General features: G+C 45.6%; 26 protein-coding genes. 1 reads left to right on the forward strand and 25 read right to left on the reverse strand.

The window, feature by feature from the left end; genetic code table 11:
- From mtrB to MHB72_RS12890, 11 genes are all read right to left on the reverse strand, one after another.
- Positions 1-231, reverse strand: a complete 231-nt coding sequence (gene mtrB / locus MHB72_RS12840) for a trp RNA-binding attenuation protein MtrB (RefSeq protein ID WP_023857455.1) — start codon at positions 229-231, stop codon at positions 1-3.
- Between the two features lie 27 nt (positions 232-258).
- Positions 259-828, reverse strand: coding sequence for a GTP cyclohydrolase I FolE (folE, locus tag MHB72_RS12845; RefSeq protein ID WP_020451963.1), 570 nt, complete (start codon positions 826-828; stop codon positions 259-261).
- A gap of 209 nt (positions 829-1,037) precedes the next feature.
- On the reverse strand, positions 1,038-1,316 hold the full coding sequence (hbs, locus tag MHB72_RS12850) for a non-specific DNA-binding protein Hbs (RefSeq protein ID WP_003183006.1): 279 nt from the start codon (positions 1,314-1,316) through the stop codon (positions 1,038-1,040).
- Positions 1,317-1,733: 417 nt separating this feature from the next.
- On the reverse strand, positions 1,734-3,212 hold the full coding sequence (gene spoIVA / locus MHB72_RS12855; RefSeq protein ID WP_020451964.1) for a stage IV sporulation protein A: 1,479 nt from the start codon (positions 3,210-3,212) through the stop codon (positions 1,734-1,736).
- Positions 3,213-3,413: 201 nt separating this feature from the next.
- Positions 3,414-4,130 (reverse strand): hypothetical protein, encoded by a 717-nt coding sequence (locus MHB72_RS12860; RefSeq protein WP_020451965.1) that lies wholly within the window; start codon positions 4,128-4,130, stop codon positions 3,414-3,416.
- Positions 4,131-4,152: 22 nt separating this feature from the next.
- The gene (locus MHB72_RS12865) at positions 4,153-4,356 is read right to left on the reverse strand and encodes a DUF2768 domain-containing protein (protein ID WP_020451966.1); all 204 of its coding nucleotides are present in this window, start codon (positions 4,354-4,356) and stop codon (positions 4,153-4,155) included.
- Between the two features lie 325 nt (positions 4,357-4,681).
- Complete coding sequence (locus MHB72_RS12870) at positions 4,682-5,722, reverse strand: NAD(P)H-dependent glycerol-3-phosphate dehydrogenase (RefSeq protein WP_020451967.1); 1,041 nt, start codon at positions 5,720-5,722, stop codon at positions 4,682-4,684.
- Between the two features lie 15 nt (positions 5,723-5,737).
- Positions 5,738-7,048: a ribosome biogenesis GTPase Der gene (gene der / locus MHB72_RS12875; RefSeq protein ID WP_020451968.1), complete on the reverse strand. Its 1,311-nt coding sequence runs from the start codon at positions 7,046-7,048 to the stop codon at positions 5,738-5,740.
- 161 nt (positions 7,049-7,209) lie between these two features.
- Entirely contained in the window at positions 7,210-7,404 is a 195-nt protein-coding gene (locus MHB72_RS12880) for a capping complex subunit for YIEGIA (protein ID WP_023857457.1), read from the reverse strand.
- Entirely contained in the window at positions 7,401-8,300 is a 900-nt protein-coding gene (locus MHB72_RS12885; protein WP_020451970.1) for a YIEGIA family protein, read from the reverse strand. Before MHB72_RS12885 ends, MHB72_RS12880 begins: the two co-directional genes overlap by 4 nt.
- Complete coding sequence (locus MHB72_RS12890; RefSeq protein ID WP_023857458.1) at positions 8,297-8,899, reverse strand: YphA family membrane protein; 603 nt, start codon at positions 8,897-8,899, stop codon at positions 8,297-8,299. Before MHB72_RS12890 ends, MHB72_RS12885 begins: the two co-directional genes overlap by 4 nt.
- Positions 8,900-8,971: 72 nt before the next feature.
- On the opposite strand from MHB72_RS12890, the gene MHB72_RS12895 reads away from it, so the two are divergent.
- Entirely contained in the window at positions 8,972-9,103 is a 132-nt protein-coding gene (locus tag MHB72_RS12895) for a YpzI family protein (RefSeq protein ID WP_003183025.1), read from the forward strand.
- 29 nt (positions 9,104-9,132) lie between these two features.
- Here MHB72_RS12895 and fni read toward each other — a convergent pair whose 3' ends face one another.
- The 14 genes from fni to MHB72_RS12965 all read right to left on the reverse strand — a co-directional run bounded on the left by fni (position 9,133) and on the right by MHB72_RS12965 (position 22,330).
- Complete coding sequence (fni, locus tag MHB72_RS12900) at positions 9,133-10,182, reverse strand: type 2 isopentenyl-diphosphate Delta-isomerase (RefSeq protein WP_216920181.1); 1,050 nt, start codon at positions 10,180-10,182, stop codon at positions 9,133-9,135.
- 15 nt (positions 10,183-10,197) lie between these two features.
- The gene (rpsA, locus tag MHB72_RS12905) at positions 10,198-11,346 is read right to left on the reverse strand and encodes a 30S ribosomal protein S1 (RefSeq protein ID WP_023857460.1); all 1,149 of its coding nucleotides are present in this window, start codon (positions 11,344-11,346) and stop codon (positions 10,198-10,200) included.
- A gap of 217 nt (positions 11,347-11,563) precedes the next feature.
- Positions 11,564-12,244 carry a (d)CMP kinase gene (cmk, locus tag MHB72_RS12910; protein ID WP_025811219.1) on the reverse strand — a complete coding sequence of 227 codons (681 nt, stop codon included), beginning with the start codon at positions 12,242-12,244 and terminating at the stop codon, positions 11,564-11,566.
- A gap of 80 nt (positions 12,245-12,324) precedes the next feature.
- Positions 12,325-12,501, reverse strand: coding sequence for a YpfB family protein (locus MHB72_RS12915; protein ID WP_023857462.1), 177 nt, complete (start codon positions 12,499-12,501; stop codon positions 12,325-12,327).
- Between the two features lie 162 nt (positions 12,502-12,663).
- The gene (gene ypeB, locus MHB72_RS12920; RefSeq protein WP_023857463.1) at positions 12,664-14,016 is read right to left on the reverse strand and encodes a germination protein YpeB; all 1,353 of its coding nucleotides are present in this window, start codon (positions 14,014-14,016) and stop codon (positions 12,664-12,666) included.
- 16 nt (positions 14,017-14,032) lie between these two features.
- A complete protein-coding gene (gene sleB, locus MHB72_RS12925) occupies positions 14,033-14,950 on the reverse strand; it encodes a spore cortex-lytic enzyme (RefSeq protein WP_391509418.1) in 918 nt (305 codons plus the stop codon).
- A gap of 185 nt (positions 14,951-15,135) precedes the next feature.
- Positions 15,136-15,804 (reverse strand): glutamic-type intramembrane protease PrsW, encoded by a 669-nt coding sequence (gene prsW / locus MHB72_RS12930; protein ID WP_023857465.1) that lies wholly within the window; start codon positions 15,802-15,804, stop codon positions 15,136-15,138.
- Between the two features lie 80 nt (positions 15,805-15,884).
- Positions 15,885-16,853: an asparaginase gene (locus MHB72_RS12935; RefSeq protein WP_216920172.1), complete on the reverse strand. Its 969-nt coding sequence runs from the start codon at positions 16,851-16,853 to the stop codon at positions 15,885-15,887.
- 108 nt (positions 16,854-16,961) lie between these two features.
- On the reverse strand, positions 16,962-17,927 hold the full coding sequence (locus tag MHB72_RS12940; RefSeq protein ID WP_023857466.1) for a YpdA family putative bacillithiol disulfide reductase: 966 nt from the start codon (positions 17,925-17,927) through the stop codon (positions 16,962-16,964).
- An 89-nt stretch (positions 17,928-18,016) separates the two neighbouring features.
- Positions 18,017-19,291, reverse strand: a complete 1,275-nt coding sequence (locus MHB72_RS12945; protein WP_020451980.1) for a Glu/Leu/Phe/Val family dehydrogenase — start codon at positions 19,289-19,291, stop codon at positions 18,017-18,019.
- Positions 19,292-19,486: 195 nt separating this feature from the next.
- Positions 19,487-20,071, reverse strand: coding sequence for a genetic competence negative regulator (locus tag MHB72_RS12950; protein ID WP_020451981.1), 585 nt, complete (start codon positions 20,069-20,071; stop codon positions 19,487-19,489).
- A 153-nt stretch (positions 20,072-20,224) separates the two neighbouring features.
- A complete protein-coding gene (locus tag MHB72_RS12955; RefSeq protein WP_216920170.1) occupies positions 20,225-21,010 on the reverse strand; it encodes a metallophosphoesterase in 786 nt (261 codons plus the stop codon).
- A gap of 80 nt (positions 21,011-21,090) precedes the next feature.
- Entirely contained in the window at positions 21,091-21,480 is a 390-nt protein-coding gene (locus tag MHB72_RS12960) for a YpbF family protein (RefSeq protein ID WP_229029999.1), read from the reverse strand.
- Positions 21,481-21,601: 121 nt separating this feature from the next.
- A complete protein-coding gene (locus tag MHB72_RS12965) occupies positions 21,602-22,330 on the reverse strand; it encodes a LysM peptidoglycan-binding domain-containing protein (protein WP_026579370.1) in 729 nt (242 codons plus the stop codon).
- Position 22,331: the final 1 nt, after the last annotated feature.

Below are 22,331 nucleotides of genomic sequence, written 5' to 3' on the forward strand. Positions count from 1 at the left end.
CTATTTTTTCGACTCGCTTTTCATCTCGCCGTTTGCCGTCTGAATCAGGGCCTCGCCCCGGATCTTGATCGCAGAGGTGTGCTCGGTAAACTGGCAGATCATCACCTCTCCTTTATCAAGCTTTTCTGAATGATGAAATCTTGTGTCCGTGCCCCTCGTCAGGCCGATCACATTGACGCCGTCTTCAACGGCTTTGATAACGACAAAATCATTCGATTGATTATTGGTCATGTTCATCGCACACCTTCTCATTTTTAATCATGATGTTTTGATAAGCTCCAACACCTCAGAGCGAGCGGCTACATCTTGTCTAAACGTTCCTCTTACGGCTGAAGTGACAGTTTTTGAACCCGGCTTTTTCACGCCGCGCATCGTCATGCACATGTGCTCGGCTTCAACAACAACCATGACACCGTGCGGAGTCAGCGTTTCAACAATGCTGTCGGCGATTGTTGACGTAATCCGCTCCTGCAGCTGCGGGCGCTTTGCCACCGCTTCAACGGCTCTCGCCAATTTGCTGAGCCCTGTCACTTTTCCCCCTTTAGGGATATAAGCTACATGGGCTTTCCCGTAGAAAGGGACTAAATGGTGCTCACACATTGAATAAAAGGGAATATCTTTAACAAGAACAAGCTCTTCGTGATCCTCGCCGAAAATCGTTTTGAAATGCTCTTTCGGATCTTCGTTTAACCCTGCAAATACTTCGGCGTACATTTTCGCGACTCTTTTCGGTGTATCAAGAAGGCCTTCACGGTTCGGATCTTCTCCGATCGCCTCCAATATTTGCCGGACAGCTTGTTCAATTTGTTCTTTGTTGATTTCTCTCATTGTTTTATATCCTCCAGAAACGCATACATTTAATTCAGATTCTAGCACACTTCAGCTTATAAAAGCAAAATGAAAGGTTTTTTGCCGGCAAAATGTTTTCCATCTGAAAAAAAGCCTTAAAATTATGAAAAGCCCCTTTGAAAAGGGGCTTTCCTGTGAAGAAACAACATGGTATGTATTACGCGCGAAAACGGCATATATACATACAATTATTTTCCTGCTACAGCGTCTTTAAGCGCTTTACCTGGTTTGAAAGCAGGTACTTTGCTTGCAGGGATTTCGATTTCTTCACCTGTTTGAGGATTGCGTCCTTTACGAGCTGAGCGCTCTCGAACCTCAAAGTTACCAAAACCGATCAATTGAATTTTTTCACCGTTTTTAAGTGCATCTAAAATTGTATCAAAAACAGAATCAACTGCTTTAGTAGCGTCTTTTTTAGATAGTTCGCTTGCTTCTGCAACCGCATTGATTAGTTCTGTCTTGTTCATGCCTTTCACCTCCTCCCAAAAGGTATCAAACAATAGATTATCATCATTTCTTCACAGTTCAACCTGTTTCTATACCTGTTTGAACAGAAATTTCAAATAAATATAGAAAAGGCATTTCACGGCTTTCAGTGAAAATTTCACTTTGAGAGGAACGTTTGTCCAGTAAAGTGAAGATTTTCTGTATGTAGATTAACACATCTGAATAACCATATCAAGCATTTTAAAGCGATGATCCCTTATTCGTCAAGGTTTAAGCAGAATGAAACGAACAAATATTCCTGTTTTTCCTTTTTTAATCATAATCTTTCCTATATTTCCAGCCGCTTGCCCCTGCCGCCTCAATCCCTTTCACGGCGCCTGTTCATCCTGTTTCAGGCATGAAAAAAAGACCTCCCGTATGATAAGAGGCCTTCCCTTTTATAAGATGATCGCAATCAAGCCGCCTGATCCTTCATTAATGATGCGCTCGAGCGTCTCCTTCAGCTTATATCTTGCATTTTCAGGCATGAGGGACAGCTTCGCCTGAATCCCTTCTCTGACGATGGAGCTCAGGCTCCTTCCGAAAATGTCGGAATTCCAGATTGACAGCGGATCATCCTCAAAGTCCTGCATTAAATAGCGGACAAGCTCTTCGCTCTGCTTCTCTGTTCCGATGATTGGCGCAAACTCGCTCTCCACATCGACTTTGATCATATGAATCGACGGCGCCACCGCTTTCAGCCGGACTCCGAATCTTGACCCCTGCCTGATGATTTCCGGTTCATCAAGGCTCATATCGGTTAATGCGGGAGCAGCGATTCCATAACCGGTTTGTTTCACCATTTTCAACGCATCTGATACTTGATCATATTCGGTCTTGGCATGGGCAAAATCCTGCATGAGCTGAAGGAGGTGATCCTTTCCTCTGATTTCAACGCCGACGACTTCCCTCAAAATTTCATCGTACAGGTAATCCGGCGCGTACAAATCGATTTCGGCGATCCCCTGGCCCATTTCTATTCCGGCGAGGCTGGCGCGCTCGATAAAATCAAATTCGCTGAAGTGTCCGACGACGCGGTCGACATCTCTCAGTCTTTTAATATCTTTGACGGTTTCTTTAACGGAATCTTGATAGTTTTCCCTGAGCCAATGATTCTCTTTTAATACCATGACCCAGCTCGGAAGATTGACGTTGACTTCGAGTACAGGGAATTCGTAAAGCGCTTCTCTGAGAACGCTCAGAACGTCCGCTTCCCTCATGCTTTCAACGCTCATCGCCAGCACCGGAATGTCGTATTTCTCCATCAGCTCTTGCCTGAGCGCTTCCGTTTCCGGATGGTACGGCCTTACGGAATTGATGACCATGATAAATGGTTTTCCAACCTCTTTTAATTCATCGATCACCCGTTCTTCAGCCTCGATATAATCCTGTCTGGCGATTTCTCCAATCGTGCCGTCAGTCGTAATCACAACACCGATGGTGGAGTGTTCCTGGATGACTTTTCTCGTGCCGATTTCGGCAGCTTCGTGAAATGGAATCGGCTCTTCATACCAAGGAGTGTTGATCATTCTCGGCCCGTTTTCATCCTCGTATCCCTTTGCTCCGGGTACAGTATAGCCGACACAGTCGACAAGCCTTATATTCACATCGAGTCCGTCACTGACATGAACTGACATTGCCTGATTCGGAACAAACTTCGGTTCAGTTGTCATAATGGTTTTGCCAGCGGCACTTTGGGGGAGCTCATCTTGTGCGCGCGCCCGGTCTGCTTCATTGTTGATATTCGGGAGCACCACTAGCTCCATAAATTTTTTGATAAACGTAGATTTTCCTGTACGTACAGCTCCTACGACACCTAAGTATATATCGCCTCCTGTTCGTTCAGCGATATCCTTGAAAATATCGACCTTTTCCAAGTGATCCCCTCCCGGACTTCCAATCCTTTTCAATTTTTTACTTCTTCATCAATCAAAAACAGGACACTATAGTGTATGACGTTGTCCTATTTCAATATGACAGCTTAGGGAAATTTTTTCGGCATGCATGAAAAAACCTTTCTCCTCATTGTATGCTGAGGAGAAAGGTTCATGACTGATACTTGCATTTTGACCGATATTCTATTCGAGAAAAACAGGTTCCTGTTTGTCATTCACTGTATACTTTACCGAAAACGCTGGAACAAAAGGCGTCTCTTTCCACATCAAATCCTGAATTTCCTCACCCGGCTTTACCGTTTTTTTCGACCGCTTTATCAGGTTGGCCAAATCCACTCGGTAATCCACTTGAATGTCGCCTTTTTCATCGACGAGAAGCGGCAGAGAGGTGCCGGAAAGCGGACTCGTGACAGAAGGCGCCTCTTTCAGTCCGAGCTTTTCATGGTCAAGCATGAATAAGTGATTGGATACGACTTTTTTATACGGTGGATACTTGTGCTGATCTTTATACATTTCGACCCGAAGCTTTAGCTCTCTGATCATTTCCGACATTTTTATATCAATGAGCTTGACCGTCGGCTTTTTTTCTACATCGACAAGAACGTACAAGTACTCTCCGCCGCTTTCATAGGAAGTACCCGGCGGCTCAGCCATATACCGGGGGGACAGCCTGTTAAAATCGATAGGGTATTTTTGATAGATTGGAACGCTCATATCCCTTGTCTTAATCGGCAGAAGCCCTCCCGTCGCCTCCCTGAATTCATCAACGGCCGCCTGCACTTCTTTGAGCTGGTGCTGATACGGCACGCTGTTTTTCGCCTTTCTTTCTTCAGGGTACAAACAGCCGCTTAGCATGATTGCGGTCAATACAGTAACAAGTAGTGCGTTTACGATTTTCATATGAATCTTCCTTTTTTATGCTTTATTCGTTGACGGGACCGCTGAAGACGACAAAAAAGACGATCACGCCGGAGATGAGCATACATGTATAGGCGACGAACGACGTGAGCACTTTTAAAAAACGGTTTTTAAATTTATATCTGCTTATGTATATGGCAATCACCGCTAAGAACATCAGGCCCATTGATCCCAAGGCAAACCACATTTTTAACAGACCGACATTCACATTGAAGCCCTCCTTCTACCTTTTCTTGTGATGTAAGCGTTATATTTCATTTTATATAAGAAAAACCAGAAGTTCAACAGCTTTTCCAATATTTCAAAACGGAAAAAACCGCAAAAAAAACCTGAAGCAAAGAGGGGGGCTTTGCTTCAGGCATAACGATTGTGACTATATAACCCAATTGGTAAGATACAGCTCTTCCAGACTTCGATTCTATTTTATGCAAGTCTTCGGACAAATGTATCCTCTCTTGCCTAAGTCTCCAAAATGTTTCGGTTTTTTTAAAACGAACTTAGAGGAGAGTATAAAGCAGTTGGTGATGGAGTGGTCATTTCATTTGATTTTCAAATGTGTTCACAAGATCTTCCATCTCGTGTGTTTTGACTCTCGCCATCAATGATTCGACTGCCGTCTCAACTTTTTCGCCGTCAAACAATACTTTGTGCAATGCCTCGGTAATCGGCATTTTCACATCAAATTTCTTTGAAAGCTGATAAGCGGCTTTTGTCGTGCGGACCCCCTCAACGACCATCCCCATTTCTTCCAGAACTTCATCCAGTTTGAAGCCTTTACCCAGCATATTACCGGCTCGCCAATTTCGTGAATGGACGCTCGTGCAGGTGACGATCAAATCTCCGATTCCTGTAAGCCCCGAGAATGTCAGCGGGTTTCCGCCCATTTTCGTGCCGAGTCGGGCGATCTCTGCCAAGCCCCTTGTAATCAGCGCGGCTTTCGCATTATCTCCGTACCCCAAACCGTCTGTAATGCCCGCGGCAAGCGCAATGACGTTTTTCAGCGCGCCGCCGATCTCTACGCCGATCATATCCGGATTGGTATACACGCGGAAATTCTGATTCATAAACATATCCTGGATCGCCTGTGCCGATTCAATGCTGCTGTCGGCAGATACGGTTACCGTCGTCGGGTGTCTTAAACCGACTTCTTCCGCATGGCTCGGCCCGGAGAGAACGACGATGTCCTCCCTTAATTCAGCCGGAATTTCCTCTTTCATCATTTCAGAAATGCGGAGCAGTGTGTCAGGCTCAATTCCTTTTGAAACATGTACAAAAATCGCCTTTTGGTCGATGAAGGAAACAGCCTGTGCGAGAACTTCGCGGATCGCTTTTGTCGGAACGGCGACGATGATCGTCTTGACATCGGCCACTGCAGCTTCAAGATCTGTTGTGGCATGCACGTTTTCAGAAAGTTTGACACCCGGCAGATAATCTTTGTTTTCATGGTGTTCATTGATTTGCTGAATCAGTTCTTCACGATGGCCCCAAATGCACACATCGTACTGGTTGTCGGCCAAAACGAGCGCCAAGGCTGTTCCCCAGCTTCCGGCTCCCAAAATCGATACTTTTGTCATTTTTACTACACCTCTTTATTTTCTTGCTCTTGCGAAAATCTTGATTGGTGTTCCTTCAAATCCGAAGGCGTCGCGTATCCGGTTTTCCAAAAAGCGTTCGTAAGAAAAATGCATCAGCTCAGGATCATTGACAAATACGACAAATGTCGGCGGCTTCACAGCCACTTGTGTCGCATAATAAATTTTTAAGCGGTTGCCATTATGCGTCGGCGTCGGGTTCATAGCCACTGCATCCATAATGATATCATTAAGAATATTGGTCTGCACCCTCATCGAATGGTTTTCGCTTGCCGTCATGACTGCAGGCATCAGCGTATGGATGCGCTTTTTCGTCAAAGCGGACATAAACAAAACAGGCGCGTAGTCCAAAAATTGAAAGTGATCTCTAACCTTTTCTTCGAATTCTTTCATCGTCCGCTCGTCTTTTTCGACTGCATCCCATTTATTCACGACGATGACGACGGCTTTTCCCGCTTCATGCGCATAGCCGGCAATCCGCTTGTCCTGCTCGATGATGCCTTCTTCGCCGTCCAAGACGACGCAGACGACTTCTGAGCGGTCGATCGCCTTTAAAGCCCGGAGGACGCTGTATTTTTCAGTTGCCTCATACACTTTTCCCTTTTTTCTCATCCCGGCTGTATCAACGATGACAAAGTCTCTTTGATTGTATGTAAACCTCGTGTCAATGGCGTCGCGCGTTGTTCCCGCAATATTGCTGACGATCACGCGCTCTTCTCCAAGCATGGCGTTTACAAGAGAGGATTTTCCGACGTTCGGCCGGCCGATGAGGCAAAATTGAACGACCTCATCCTCATACTTCGTTTCGGGTATGTTTTTAAAATGTTCGCTGACCGCGTCAAGCAGATCGCCGAGACCGAGGCCGTGCGTCCCTGAAATCGGGTACGGCTCGCCAAAGCCGAGGGCATAAAAATCGTAAATGTTTGCTCTCATTTCAGGATTATCCACTTTATTAACCGCCAGAACGACAGGTTTTTTTGTACGGTATAAAATTTTTGCCACTTCTTCATCAGCAGCCGTGACGCCTTCGCGGCCGTTCGTCATGAAAATAATCACATCTGCTTCTTCCATGGCGATTTCGGCCTGATGGCGAATCTGCGCCAAAAACGGCTCATCGCCGACTTCGATTCCGCCTGTATCAATCAGGTTGAAGTCGTGATTCAGCCACTCGGCAGAGCTGTATATCCGATCCCGCGTCACGCCAGGTGTATCTTCCACAATCGAAATTCTTTCGCCAGCGATCCTGTTAAAGATCGTGGACTTCCCCACATTGGGCCTTCCAACTATGGCTACGACAGGTTTTCCCATAGTACCCTTCCTTTCAATTCAGTAAAGCTTTTCCATCTTTAAATGAATCATCATTTATTTCTCTTTTCAAAAAATCAGTTTGAAGAAAGAAACCCTTCTTATTCCATGAGAAGGGCTTAACTCATATATTATATCAATTTCTAAAAAGATCACAACTGTAATTAAAAATGTTTCACAATCAAATACAGGTCATCTCCTATTCCGTGGGCGATTCCGTCGAGAATGGCTTCAAGGTTTTTCGCGTACGTGTTCATTTCCTCGGGGGTGTCGCAGAAAAATGCAGCCGTCCCTCCGATCACTCGCTCTCGCCTTGTTGTGACGACGGCGAGGATGAATTTTTCGATTGATTCGCTCATTTTATCACCTTGCTGTGCTTTTCTTTAATAAATTCCATCGGTACGCGAATGGCGTTTTCCAGCGTCGGAACATCGCCGATGACCCTGATCGCCGTCTCCTTGTCCTTGATGACCGGAAGGACAAAAACCGCGACCCGCCCGTCATTCAAATCCCTTTTCGCCAGCGGCGAAAGAGAGGGTTCTCCGGAGTCTCGATACACGCCGAGCACATTGGAAACGTCGAATAAAATCGCTTGCCTTTGCCCGAGATTGGCAATGGTTACTGCGGAATTAAAATTTTTCGGTTTTAAAATAAAACCCATGCCGTGTTCCAAAATCAGCTTCTGTTTTTCAGGAAGCCCGATATTCATAATGTAAATATTGTCAACATAAAGGCCGGCTCCTTCAAAATGAGGCTTTTTATACTCTATATCGACGATGTCCTTAATAAAGCTTCCGGACATTAAGATCCTGCCCGAGATAAAACAGATGAAAGCTGCAGCAAGGCCTGCCCATACCGATGAAAACAGAATATATGCGAGGGTCGTCAGGAGCGATGTGAAAATGACAATGTAATTTCTGCTTTCAAAGGCGATCGCAATTCCTTCGATATATGTGCTGCCTCTTGAAACAAGTTCATAGCCGTCAAGCTGCGTCAATGTTTCGCGTTCCATATTCCGGACATCCCTGAATTGGGTTGCAGCCAGCGTTAAAAACGTAATCGCTGTATAATCCGATTTTAAGATCGACGGAATAATGATCGCTCCAATGCTGGCAGCGATCAAAGCCAGCGCAATATGTATCGTTTTCCCATGAAGATATGTAGGGTACTGGCGGTAGTCGGTTCGGAGCATGTACACTCTGACAACAATACCGGCGATAATTCCCAAGATGATCGGATAAGTATATTGGCTCATGACATTTTTGCTGCTCCTTTATTCAATCGCTTCCATTTGTGATAGAACTGATGCATCAGCCGTTCATACTGGGAGATTCCGTAAACGAGAACGATCCCCGCAGCGCACATTGACAGCCATGAATAACCGCCGGCTGCAATGTCTCCATAAAGCTTTCTGATGACGAATGTATACAAGAGCTCCCCCTGGCACGCACCGAGCACAAACATCCCGAGACGGGCGGCGAAGCTTCTTTCAAAAGCCGTCGTCATGATGACAAACAGAATGATGGTCAGCCATTCAGGCTTTAGGATAAACCAAACAGGGTCATATAATGCAAACAGAAACAAAAAACCGTAGGCGGACACCATCGACAAATGAAGCAGGAGCCGCTTGACGCTTTTATGAAGCCTTAAATAACCGCACAGCATGAAAGCTCCTATATAAAACGACAAATAGGCGGCATTAAAATGCAGAAAGAGCTGAATCTGATACATACTTAACATGATGTTGAGCAGAATAAATGCTGACGCATAAAAGCGAAAGCTGTTTTTCTCAAGAATAAAAGTCGTTAACACCCATAAAAACCACATTGACCAATAATAATAGAATTCTTCCATATGTTTTCGTCCTCCATTTTCAGTATGGAGTGACTTGAGATTTTTTAAACGTGCGATAAGGAGGGAACAGCGTTGGGAAAAGACAGGCAGGAAAAGAAGCTGAAACAGCAGAAGCGAACCGAATCCGACCGTGACCAGTCCATCAGCTACAATGGGGCCGCCTCTCTCGAAAGTGCGGAGGACGCACGGAAGCGAAACCCGTAAAAAAACCGGCTCATGAGAAGCCGGTTTTTTTAGCGCTTGCTGTAAACAAAGGGGTCAACACCCCTCGCTTTCAGCCAATGATATGTATCGCCCTTGATGACGAGCGGTGCTTTTTTCAACTGTTCAATCGTCCGGCACCCCAAGACGGTCATGATCCTTTTTAAATCTTCGATCAGGCTCTCGATTTCGGCGGCTAACGCCTCTTCTCCCGAAGCTGTCAGCACTTGGAGAAAATAGCCCGCCATCCCCGCCGCAGACGCACCCAGCGCTATCGATTTGGCCAGATCAAGGGCATCTTGAATGCCTCCGGATGCGATAATCGGCTGATCGCCGAACAGAGAGCTGACTTCGGCCAGGCTGGCTGCTGTCGATATGCCCCATTGATCGAAAAACTGAACCGCTTTATCCCTGCGCAAATTTTCGATTTTCGAAAAATTCGTTCCTCCGAAACCGCCAACATCGACCGCCTGGACCCCGGCGTTAAAAAGCCGGGCCGCGGTGTCCCTACTCATGCCAAAGCCCACTTCTTTTACAGCGATCGGTACGCTGACATTTCGGCAGATGTCTTCAATCCGGTGCAGGCGACCTGTAAAGCTGCGGTCGCCTTCAGGCATGACAATTTCCTGAATCACATTGAGGTGAATTTGAAGCATGTCGGCTTCAATCATGTCGACCGCCCGTTTGGCCTGATCCACAGTCGCTTCGCTCCCCAAATTGGCGAATACAAGACCCTTCTGATTTTCTTTTCTGACGATCTCGTATGAAGGACGTTCATCAGGGTCTTTCAAAGCGGACATTTGCGAGCCGACAGCGACCGGTATGCCCGTTTGTGCAGCCGCCCTCGCCAAAGCCCTGTTGATCTCAAACGTCGCCTTCCCGCCCCCGCCTGTCATCGCATTGATAAAAATAGGCGAACTTAAAAACAGTTCGCCTATTTTGGTTGAAGTATCAACTTGTGACAATTCCGTTTCCGGAAGGCTGACGTGAACAAACGTAATATCATCAAGCCCGGTCTGACGTTTCTGTCCGGTGGACAAGGCATGATCAATGTGTTCTTTTTTTCTTTTTGCTCGCGTCACCATCATCACCAAATTTTACTTTAATTTATTCAGTTTGTCTCCGATCATTTCACCAAGCTGGAATCCTGAAGACTCTTCCTTCGCCTGGTATTGACGGTAATCTTCCTGCTCTGCTTTATCGGTGTTTTCTTCAAGCTCTTTCATGCTTAAAGAAATGCGCTCTTCCTCTTCGTTGACGTCAAGAACTTTCACTTTAACGTCCTGGCCTTCCTCAAGGACTTCATGAGGTGTTCCGATGTGTTTGTTCGAGATTTGCGAAATGTGGACGAGGCCTTCAACTCCAGGCAGCACTTCGACAAACGCACCGAAGCTCACCAAGCGCTGGACTTTTCCGTCCAATACGTCTCCAGGCTTCACTTTTTCGCCGATGTTGGACCAAGGCCCAGGAAGCGTTTCTTTGATTGATAGCGAAATTCGCTCATTGTCGCGGTCGACGGACAGCACTTTGACTTTGACATCCTGGCCTTCTTCGACTACGTCTGACGGTTTTTCAACGTGTGAATGCGACAGCTGGGAGATGTGAACAAGACCATCAATGCCGCCGATGTCAACGAAAGCACCGAAATCTGTCAGGCGCTGCACTTTTCCTTCAAGTACCTGTCCCGCTTCCAGCGTTTGAAGAAAATCCTGTTTTCTTTCCGACTGCTCTTTTTCAACAACCGCACGGTGTGATAAAATCACGCGGTTTTTATCTCTGTCAAGCTCAACGACGATTAAAGTAAGCGTCTTTCCTTTATAATCTGTAAAATCTTCAACAAAATGCGCCTCTACAAGCGATGCGGGAATGAATCCGCGCACGCCGATATCGACGACCAGACCGCCTTTGACGACGTCTTTTACTTCGGCTTCAAACACTTCTTTTGACTCAAACTTTTTCTCTAGGTCTTCCCAAGCGCGGTCTGCATCAACAGCACGTTTTGATAAAATCAATGCATCGTCTTCCACTTTTGTCACTTTTAATTCAAGCTCATCGTCTACATTGACGACATCTGATGCTTTTTCAACATGAAGACTTGATAATTCACTGATTGGGATAATTCCGGTTTGCTTGCAGTTGGGGATGTCAACATCGACATGCTTGTCCTCAACTTTCGTTACAATACCTTTCACCACATCTCCAACCTCTGGTACTTGAACATCAATTTGATTCATTTCCTCTGTCATTTCAATAACCTCCTTGGTCCAAACCTACACAGCTTTTGTAAAAACGGTTATTCCGGACGAATTGATATCCGATCCGGACAGCCGATATGTATTAAAGAACCATTCAAAAATGGATATTTGAATGTTCTAAAACATGATTTATTATTACTAACTTCTAATAAAAGCCTGTGTTTGTCAAGTCAAAACATGCAGACAATAAGTAATTTGCCCGGATTTTTTATTTTTGAGCCTTTTTGTCTACAACCTGCAGGATTTTTTCGGCCACCTCATCGATCGTCAGTGAAGTCGTATCGATTTCAAGCGCATCGTCCGCTTTTTTCAACGGCGAAATCTCGCGCTCTGAATCGAGTTTGTCACGGCGCCTGATTTCTTCTGCAAGCGTTTCATAGTTTACATTGTACCCTTTTTTGACGTTTTCTTCAAAGCGGCGTTTTGCCCGCTCTTCAACGGACGCCAAAAGAAATATTTTCACTTCCGCATTCGGGAGAACGTGGGTACCAATGTCGCGGCCGTCCATGACGACGCCGCCTTTTTCAGCCAGCTGCTGCTGCCTTTTCGTCATTTCTTCGCGGATCCCGGCGTATTTGGCGACGATTGAAACCTGGTTGCTCACGTCATCCGTGCGGATCGCCTCTGTTACATCTTCGCCTGCGATATAAACCTTCTGCTCCCCTTCAGGCGAAACCGTGAGATCGATGGCAGATTCTTTTAACAAGGCCGTCAACGCCGCTTCGTCGTTTAAATCGACGCCCTTTTTCAGCGCTAAATACGTAATCGCCCTGTACATGGCACCCGTATCGATATAAATATACGACTTTTTTCCGGCCACGATTTTAGCCACGGTGCTTTTTCCGGCTGCCGCAGGGCCGTCTATTGCAATGCATAATTTCTTTTCCATAATTCCTCTCCTTGCTATCTGGTACTCCTTATAGGATTGTATCATGTATCAGGCGAAAAAGGGGAGATTTTAGCGTGAATTTACGGCTTAAATGTCTCGATCCATTCGCCGATTTTCATGTTGTTCACGCCTTCATACTGCACAACTTTTGACAGATAAGGCTCAGCCTTGGAGAAATGAAAAAGAAGCTGCACGCTGATTAATATGACCGCCTGTACGACAAGAATCTTAAATAATAACCGTTCAATTGTTTTCATAACATTCCTCCGCTGCCCGGAAAGTTTATGGCACCGGGCATGTTCAATTTTCACCGGCGGACGTTCCGCCCATACGTTCAGTATGGAAATGTTTAGGACGAATTATTCCAAATGCTAAAAAGGAAAAGGCATGTATCCGCCTTTTCCCTCTGATCTATCGTTTTACAAATCGTTATATATCGGTTCTGCACTTTTCATTTTTTGGACCTTCTCTTCCGTGCCGTCTTCGGTATTGATAAACATGCGGAATGTATCGTTTTCAATCGTGCCGAGAATTTCGTAGCAGAGCACTTCTTGTGAAAGCTCGTTTGTGACTAAAGCAAGGCGCGTCTCCTGAACCTTTACGTTGGGATTCAGGCTTGCTTTCGCTTTTTCAAGCGTTAATTTCGGCTTCGGCAAGTCTCTTTTTTTATGGGAGATTAAGAAATCCTTTGCATTAAATCCGGTAATTTCGCCGTCGTCAAGCGCGACCTTGATGCGGATGCTGTCCGGATAGAGCCAGACGCCGTCCTGGACCGGAACAAACGAAAATACGCCGACGCCGTCGTATTGCGAGCTTTCATCCATCTTCAGGTCTTCGGTTTTATAGCCGTTTTTTTTCAAAAATTGAAGGGCTTTGTTCGACGCGTCGTTCAGGCTGATTTTTTCATCTTTAATTTTTTTGTTTTGGATCAGATAAACTGGATATCCGCCTTTTTCGGTAATGTCCATATAAATATCCGCTTTTTGATCAGGGTCCTGCATGCTGATGCTGTATACATCCCTGTTCGTTTTCTTGCCGCTTTTCGACACTTTGATATTGTAATTTTTGTCCTGAGCGAATTTTTGGGCAATCTTGCGCGCTTCTTTTTCGGTTATTCTCTTGCCTTTTAAATGGTCGTACCCTTGCTGCTCTTTTTTCGTGTTCGTCATCTCTGTCGCGCTTAAATCCGTATCAGAAAACGCACTTGCGCTTTTTTCAACGGTTTTAAATCCATTAATGATCGTATTGTCGCTTTGTTTTTGGCCGGACGCGAGCGCAAGCTCTACATCCATCCATCTCAGATTTTTGTCTATAATCAAATGCTGGACATTACGCAATTCATTTTGTATATCCTTTGAATTTTCATATAGCTGATTTAAAGAAGCGTACTCTTTTTTATTAAGCGGCTCTTTGTCAAGGTCGCGCACGGCTGCTTTGTAGCTGAAATCTCCGACCTTTGCCAAAAATTCTTCTGTCTTGTTAAACGGCATTAAGGTCAGCGGCAGCTGGCTGACATTGTTATGCGCTTCAGAAGTCGTTTTCCATACTTCCGCCAAGGCGGGAGACAGGGTTTTTTTGCTGTTCATCGCAAGTGTGCTCCCGATTTTGTCATGCAGCTGATCCACCTGATAAGTTAAATCGTGAAATGCCCTTTGATAGTTGTTTTCGGCATGAAGCAAAACGGCGTCTTTCTCCTGATGTTCCTTATAGCCCCAATAGCTTGTTCCGACGATGGCGACACCTAAAAGGGCGATTAAAATTCCTCTGATCATTTATAGCACCTCGCTTTTATTCACAGAAAATGTGTTTACCGATCCTTTTAATTTGTGGTCTGCCCCAAATCCATGAGCTAGTGGCCGTGTCAGGGTTAAAGTAGTAAGTCGCATTTTCTGACGGATCCCAGCCATTGATGGCGTCAAGAACGGCTTTTTTCGCCGTTTCATCCGGGGTCATGTAAATCTGTCCATCCGCGACAGCTGTAAATGCAAGCGGTTCAAAGATAACACCAGCCACCGTGTTCGGGAAGGTAGGGCTGTCGAGCCTGTTTAAAATAACGGCTGCAACAGCAACCTGGCCGTCATACGGTTCTCCGCGCGCTTCACCGTAAACCGCTTGGGCCAACAGATTAATGTCGTTGTTCGAGAAACCGCCCGGCATGTTGGCTGCAACGGCATCCTGTTTTTTAGGCGCCTGCTGTTTAGGTGCAGCCTTTGGCTGCGCTTGTTTTTTCGGCTGTGCAGGAGCGGCCTGCTGCTTTTGCTGCGGCTGCTTTTGGGCAGTGCCCTGCTGCTGTGCGCCCTGCTGCTGTCTTGCTTCCGCCTTTTTTCTCGCCTGCTGCTGCACTTCTTTTGAAGGCTTCGTCTGATACTTCAGCGGCATCCCGCCGTAATGTGTAAATTGGTTTCCTTTTCGAAGTTGTCTGTGCACGTAGTCGCTGTAATATTTAGTATGATTGATTAAAAATCGTTTTGTTTTCGGCCCGACCAGGCCGTCTGTATCCTTTAAGCCGAACTGATTTTGGAAATTGCGGACGGCCCAGTATGTCGCCCATCCGTATACTCCGTCAATTCTGCCATTGTAATAGCCGTTGTATTGAAGCCTTGCCTGCAGTTCAATCACATCATCCCCTGTCGCCCCCCGCTGTATCACCTGTTCAGAAAAGGCAGCGCTTTTTTGACTGAATGGAAGTGAAAGACTGGTTGCCATAATGGTACATAAAATGACATTCAAACAAAAAGAACCTTTCGACTTCATGTTTTAAGCCTCCTCCAGCATTTTTGTACCCATATCTTTTGTAGAGAGGCAGATTTTATACACGCTTTCCTTTCTGTTTCAACTTTAGGTAAATATGCCGGACAGAAAATGAAAAAAACCGCCTATGCTCGAGGCGGCTATTGCTGAAGAGACTGCCCGCCGGCTTTGACGGAACGGGCTTTTTTTGCTTTGCGCAAGCCGAACCACCAAAGAAACGCCATAAAGGGCAGCATAAAATAAATCCAGTTTTTTAAGGCAAGCAGAATATAATCGTAGAGACCGTGAAGCAAAGCCGGAATAAAAAGCGAGCAGAACAGCCATTTCATCTTTGTTTTACTTGAGGAAAAACGGGCTTTGCCGATGTAAAAGCCCATGATCACTCCGAATAAGGCATGGCTGGAAACCGGAAGCAAAGCGCGCATAAAAGCGTACTCCACCCCGTTCCCGATGAGATACAATATATTTTCAAGCGTCGCAAACCCCAATGAAAGGCTTGTCCCGTATACGATCCCGTCATAGTGTTCATCAAAATCGATATGCTGAAAAGCGCTGACCATCAGCAAAAACCATTTTAAAAATTCTTCCAAAAAGCCGGAAGTTAAAAATGAAACGACAAAACTGCCCTCAGAAATGTGTTCTTTTTCCAATACATACTGGATAAACATCGTCGGAAAAACGAGCAAGACCCCCAGTATAAAAAGGCGGATGACCATATGAATGGGCTCGGATTCATATTTTTCCTTTAAGTAAAAATACATTAACAGTGCGATTCCGGGAGCTAAGCCTGCTGAGATAATTCCGAACATGAGGAAACCTCTTTCCTTTTCATCTCATTCTATCCTACCATGATTCTGATTGTTTTGAAATTGAAAAAGAACGGGGCCGCCTAGTAGAAGAATTTGTCTTTTATACCTTCTTCATAGCTTGCAAGAAGGACGGCCAGTTTCATTCTCGCTTTTTTGCTGTCATAATCCTTGCCTAAGATGACACCTTTTTTCGCGAGGTCATAGCTGCTGCCCGCATAGTCATAGGTCGTATACACTTCGCCTTCCTCTGCACTCGTCGTGATGACGATATAAACGCCCTGATGTAAAGCTTGCTCAATATCGCCCACCATATTCGGCGGTACCTGTCCCCTTCCGACTCCTTCAAGGACGATCCCTGCTGCACCCTCGCGGACAGCGGCTCTGATAAACTTGCCGTCTCCATCCAGATAGCATTTGACGATATCCACTTCAGGAAGCGGTCTTTGCAGCTGATGAACATCCCGCTTTAAGGGCTTTTGATAAACGTATACTTTATCATTGTCAATAATCCCTAAGTAACCGAAGCCGAATACGTCAAAACCCTGCAGATTCGAAGCGTGCACTTTTTTAACGTAGCGCGCGTTAAAGATCCTCTCGTTAAAAACAACGACCGTGCCGGCTCCTTTTATATCTGGGCTGCACGCTGTATAAACGGCGTGTCTGATATTTGTATATGCATCTGTTCCTTGCTGCTCGGGGGCTCGTTGTGAGCCTGTGACAACGACCGGCCTCTCATCCTGCAAGGTTAAATCTAAAAAATAAGCGGTTTCTTCAAGCGTGTCCGTACCATGCGTCACAACCACGCCGTCATAGCTGCCGTCCTGAAAAACGCGTTCGACGGTTTGTTTGAGTTCTAGTAAATGCTGAAATGTAATATGCATACTCGGAAGCTGAAACGCCGGATAGACATCGATCTGGACATCTTCCGGCAGGCTGCACATTTCGGCTAATTCAGGACCGCTGATCGCCCCTGCCGCAAGCCTGCCGCTTTCGGTTTTCCGGCTGGCGATCGTTCCTCCTGTTGTAATAAGAGCTACTTTCTTTTTCATGTCAGGCTGCCCCTTTTCATGTTGATCTGTGTGCCGATAAAAAAAGAGAGCACATCTATATATAGAATATGCTCTCTTTTGCCTGATACAAATCATAAAATATTGGTTTTATATTCGTTTAGCAATTTCAGCTGCAATTAAGCCGCCGTGAAAACGTCCGTTTTCAATGAAGATTTCATTTGCGTTGTTCCCGGCCGCAATAACGCCGGCGATGAAGATGCCTTCTTCGTTCGTCTCCATCGTTTCTTCATTAAAGGAAGGACGGCCCGACTCCGCGTCAATTTCGACTCCCATTTTTTGAAGGAAGCCGTGATCAGGGTGATAGCCTGTCATCGCGAATACAAAATCATTTTTGATCTTGGTCTCTTTTCCGTCGACAGAAAAAATCAGCTCTTCTTCCGTAATTTCTTTGACGACCGCCCGGAATTCCATTCTGATTTTTCCGTGCTTGACAAGCGAAAGGAATTCGGGAAGGATCCATGGTTTGATGCTGGAGGAATATTCGTTCCCTCTGTACAGAACGGTCACTCTTGCGCCCGCTTTAACGAGCTCCATCGCCGCGTCGACGCTTGAGTTTTTCCCGCCGATAACCGCAACATCTTTATCAAAATACGGATGAGCCTCTTTAAAATAATGGAACACTTTCGGAAGGTCTTCTCCCGGGACGTTCATATAGTTCGGGTTGTCATAATATCCCGTTGCGATCACGCAAAATGACGACAAATACGTATCCTTTGATGTTTCCACGACAAATTGGTTATTTTCTGTTTTTGTGACGGATTGAACTTTCTCAAACGCGTTGATCCGCAAATTTTTCCGCTTGGCGACTTCCCTGTAATAAGAAAGCGCCTGATTTCTGACCGGCTTGTGATTTTCAGTAATAAAAGCGACATCGCCAATTTCAAGTTTTTCGCTTGAGCTGAAAAAGGTTTGGTGTGTAGGATATTGATAAATGCTGTTGACGATGTTTCCTTTTTCAATGACGAGTGCATCTATTCCGATCTCTTGCATGTGAATAGCTGCTGAAAGCCCGCAGGGGCCACCGCCGATAATGATCACTTTTTCTTCTTTCATGTTCCGTTCATCTCCTGTCATATCGGGCAAATCAAAAAATCTCCTATTTTATGATAGGAGATTTTTTGGGTTGTTGCAAATGTTTGAACCTATATCCAGCCTCTGAAGCGGGATGCTTCCGCCATCTTGCGGACGCCCACCATATAGGCTGCAAGCCGCATGTCGATTCTGCGGTTGTGCGCCATTTCGTAAATATTGTTGAACGACTTGACCATCATTTTTTCCAAACGTTCTTCAACTTCTTCTTCAGTCCAGTAGAATCCCTGGTTGTTTTGCACCCACTCAAAATACGATACGGTTACACCGCCGGCGCTTGCCAGCACGTCCGGTACAAGAAGAATGCCGCGGTCGGAAAGAATTTTCGTCGCTTCGAGCGTCGTCGGGCCGTTGGCTGCTTCGACAACGATTTTCGCCTTGATGTTATGGGCGTTTTCCGCGGTAATTTGATTTTCTATTGCAGCCGGCACCAGAATGTCGCATTCCAGTTCCAGCAGTTCTTTGTTTGTAATGGTGTCATTAAACAGCTTTGTGACCGTCCCAAAGCTGTCCCGGCGGTCAAGCAGGTAATCGATGTCAAGCCCTTCAGGATCATACAGGCCGCCGTATGCATCAGAAATGCCGACAACTTTTGCACCCGCGTCATACATGAATTTCGCAAGGTAGCTTCCCGCATTTCCGAACCCCTGCACGACGACAGAAGCTCCCTCAATGTCGATGTCTTTCTTTTTCGCCGCCTCTTTAATGCAGATTGTAACCCCTTTTGCTGTCGCAGATTCTCTGCCGTGAGAACCACCTAAAACGAGCGGTTTGCCGGTAATGAAGCCCGGCGAGTTGAATTCGTCGATTCTTGAATATTCGTCCATCATCCATGCCATGATTTGAGAATTGGTAAATACATCGGGAGCCGGCACGTCTTTTGTCGGTCCGACAATTTGGCTGATCGCCCGGACGTACCCTCTGCTTAAACGTTCCAGTTCAGGAAAGGACATATCCCGCGGATCACAGATGATCCCGCCCTTTCCGCCTCCATATGGAAGGTCGATGATGCCACATTTCAGACTCATCCAAATAGAAAGCGCTTTAACTTCTTTTTCTGTAACTCCCGGATGAAAACGGATGCCGCCTTTTGTCGGCCCTACTGCATCATTGTGCTGGGCTCGGTAGCCCGTGAAAATCTTAACAGATCCATCGTCCATGCGAACCGGAATTTTCACCGTTAAAAAACGGATCGGTTCTTTTAGTAATTCATACACCTCTTCAGGATACCCCAATTTTTCAAGCGCCTTATGTATCACCGTTTGCGTTGATTTCAAAACGTCATGTGTGTTTTCTTCAGTATGACCGGTGTTTTGATCGGCTACCATTATAAGTTAACCTCCTAAAGTCTTTCTGGCATGTTGTCCTTTCAGAGAATAGTATACACCCTTGCACTAATCATGCAAAGAACAATCAACCATTTTTCGTGAAAATATTCGAGAAAAATCTTTTTTGTTATATTCTTATTTTCGGCAGAAAAAAACTGCTGTTTAACACAGCAGAATATCTTTTTTGAATGCGGGCTATTTGAAATATGTCTGAATGGTCTGAACGGCATTGTTTTCCATGATTTTCTTTCCGTATTCCTGAAGCCTGTAAATCGTTAAAGTCGTCGGATTCCCATATTCGGCTAAAATCGAAATCACGCCGTCAGCCTCATGGGAGTCAAAATCGTCGAGACTTAAGAAATACCTGTCTTCATAGTGGTAGACTGTCCCGCCTTGAATACCGATGCGGTCCAGGTTTTTGGAAAGTTCAATCAGATGCTCAAACGTTTGAAATTCATATATAATGTCAACACTTTCGCCAAGTTTGACTTGCATTTCAATATAGTCCTCATCATACTCATTATCGTCTTCATCTGTTTCTTGATTTTTTGTGACAATGATGACCATTCCTTGTGCTTGAAGAGAATACACTTCAACAGCGATTGGGCCATTCGCTTCGAACCCGAGCTCTGTATTCGCTTCGTTCATCATGTCTTTAAACAGCTGCTGAACTTTAAATGAGTCTTTCCAAAGGTCTTCTTTCGTCAGCCCCCGGTCTGTCAGATCGTCAAGTGTCAGAAAGATTTTGATCTTATTATAATTTAGACGCTCAAGCCGCATAACGTTCCCTCCTGCCTCTTCTTGCACACATCATATATCTTATTATATGGAGATGATGAGTCATAGGTTCTTAATTTTGATACCAGTTTACACTGTGTTTGGGCGGAAGACAAGCACAATGCCGCCTTTTCGTTCCTTTTCAGTGAAAAAGCATCAGTTTCCTTCCATGCAGGGTCCCGGGACCAGCTTAATCAGATGGGTTTCCGGCCTCGCTCCCAGCCGCAGCGGAAACTTCGATGTGCCATAGCCGTTGCTGATCAAGTACGGCGCCTGATGAACGGTTCCGGTTCCTCCGATTTCACAGAGCCCGAATCTGCCGAGGCGAATCTGTCCTCCGTGGGTATGACCGCTCAATATGAGATCAATACCGTCCGTCTCCTGTATTTGATGATGAATCTCCGGATTATGTGACACAAGGATGGTCGGAAAATCCTGCTGCACGCCTCTGAGCGCTGCCGGGTAATCATCCAATTCGAGCCTGATGTCATCCACTCCGCAAATATTGACGGCTTGCCCTTGATGGTCATACAAAACCGAAGCATTGCGCAAAGGCGTTACGCCGTGTGCCCTGAATATTTCCTGCAGCCTTTCCTGATCAACTTCATAATCGTTATTTCCCCATACAAAATACGTTTTTCCCAAACTTGAAAGCCTTTTGATATTTTCTTCAATTCTCGAATAAGGAACGCCGCCCTCCGCTAAGTCGCCGCCGATCAAGACGAGCTGAACCCCGTGTTCTTTCACTTCACGAATAATGTCTTCACTGACTGTCCGCCTATGAATATCCGAAATAAAAAAGACGGTCAATTCGTTATTTAGGCGCCTGAGCGAAAACTCGGCTTTCAATACCCGGTTTTCTCGCGCGATACCTGACATTTTCCACACTAAAGCAGCAAAACCGATGAAAACGGCCGAAGCCAGACTGAGCCAATAGATCATGTGCATTCTCCAATCTGTTTTGTTTATCATAAGACGGCTTTATGCAAAAAGACGTTTCTTTTAATAAGAAAACGTCTTTTTTATTTGCTTTCGAAATAAAGATTAATGTCATACTGCTGTTTCATGATCTTAAAAACCGTTTCCCTTGATTTCCACTCTTCAGGCTGGGGCCATAAATCCGTGCTTTTCTGAATAATCTCGCATCTCAGCTTATGAAATTCCCCTTCTGCTTTTTCTTCCTTCTTTTTAAAATAGTAAGCGGTGCTGTATGCAAAAGCGGCCGACAAAATCCAAAGCAGGTAGACGGAGTCATTCAGCAAGCCGGAAAGGAAGCCGTTTTGCCCGAGCCCTTTTGACGCTGCAAACAAACAAAACGAAACCGCGCATATCGCCGCCAGCGCCTGCCACCTGAATGTCTGTCTGGCATAGTTTTCGTACTTTTTCTTCCTTTTAATTAAGGCGCGGAGCATTTGTTTCGTCGGTTCGTCCGTAAAACGGTTCAGCTCTTCAAGCTCGCTTCCCACAGTCCTCACACCTTGTCCTATTTGATAGTACAATGTATATGTATTCGCGGGCAAAATGATGCCATTGTTAATAAATCGGGATATTCAGAATCTGGCCGGTGTAGACATTGTTGCCTGATAATTGATTATAATTGCGGATTTTTTCCTCTCCTGACCGGTTCTTATAATATTTCATCGAAATCCGATAAAGCGTCTCTTTTTCGCCAACCGTGTGCTTCAGCACCTTTTTGGGCTGCGGCGCTTGCTGAACGGGCGGCGTTTGAGCTGCGCTTGCCGTTTTCTTCTCTTGTTCCGCAGGCTGCTTCGGTGCGGTAGGCTTCTTTGCAGCGACAGGCTTCTCCTCAGCTTTTTTTGCCTCTTTAGGCTGCTCTTTTTCCTTTTGCTCGTCTTTTTTTGACGGTTCATCCTCTTTATTTTCCGATTGTTTGTTCTCTTTCAGCTTTTCTTCTTGAAGGGCGGCGGCTGTATGCTGCGAAGCCGCCTTTTGATCCGCTTCTTGTTCACCGTTTTGATTTTCATTCGTCATTCCCGTCTCACCGGATTTGTTTTCATAAAACACATTATCATACTGATCAGAGTTGGAATCGCCGCCTTTGTCTTGGTTCAGCATGTACATAAACACCACGAAGACGATGATCGGAATGAAAACAAACATGACTGCAAGTGACGTGAATAGCGGATTTCTGTCTTTATTCTTTTTTTTGCTGTGCTTCTTTTTTTTGTGATACGTCTGCCTGGAAGGAATGTCATCATCAGGTGTCTTCAGTTCAACAGCCGCGGCCGCCTCCCGGCTCATT

This window comes from Bacillus sp. FSL K6-1284 (genome assembly GCF_038002625.1).
Taxonomy (GTDB): domain Bacteria; phylum Bacillota; class Bacilli; order Bacillales; family Bacillaceae; genus Bacillus; species Bacillus paralicheniformis.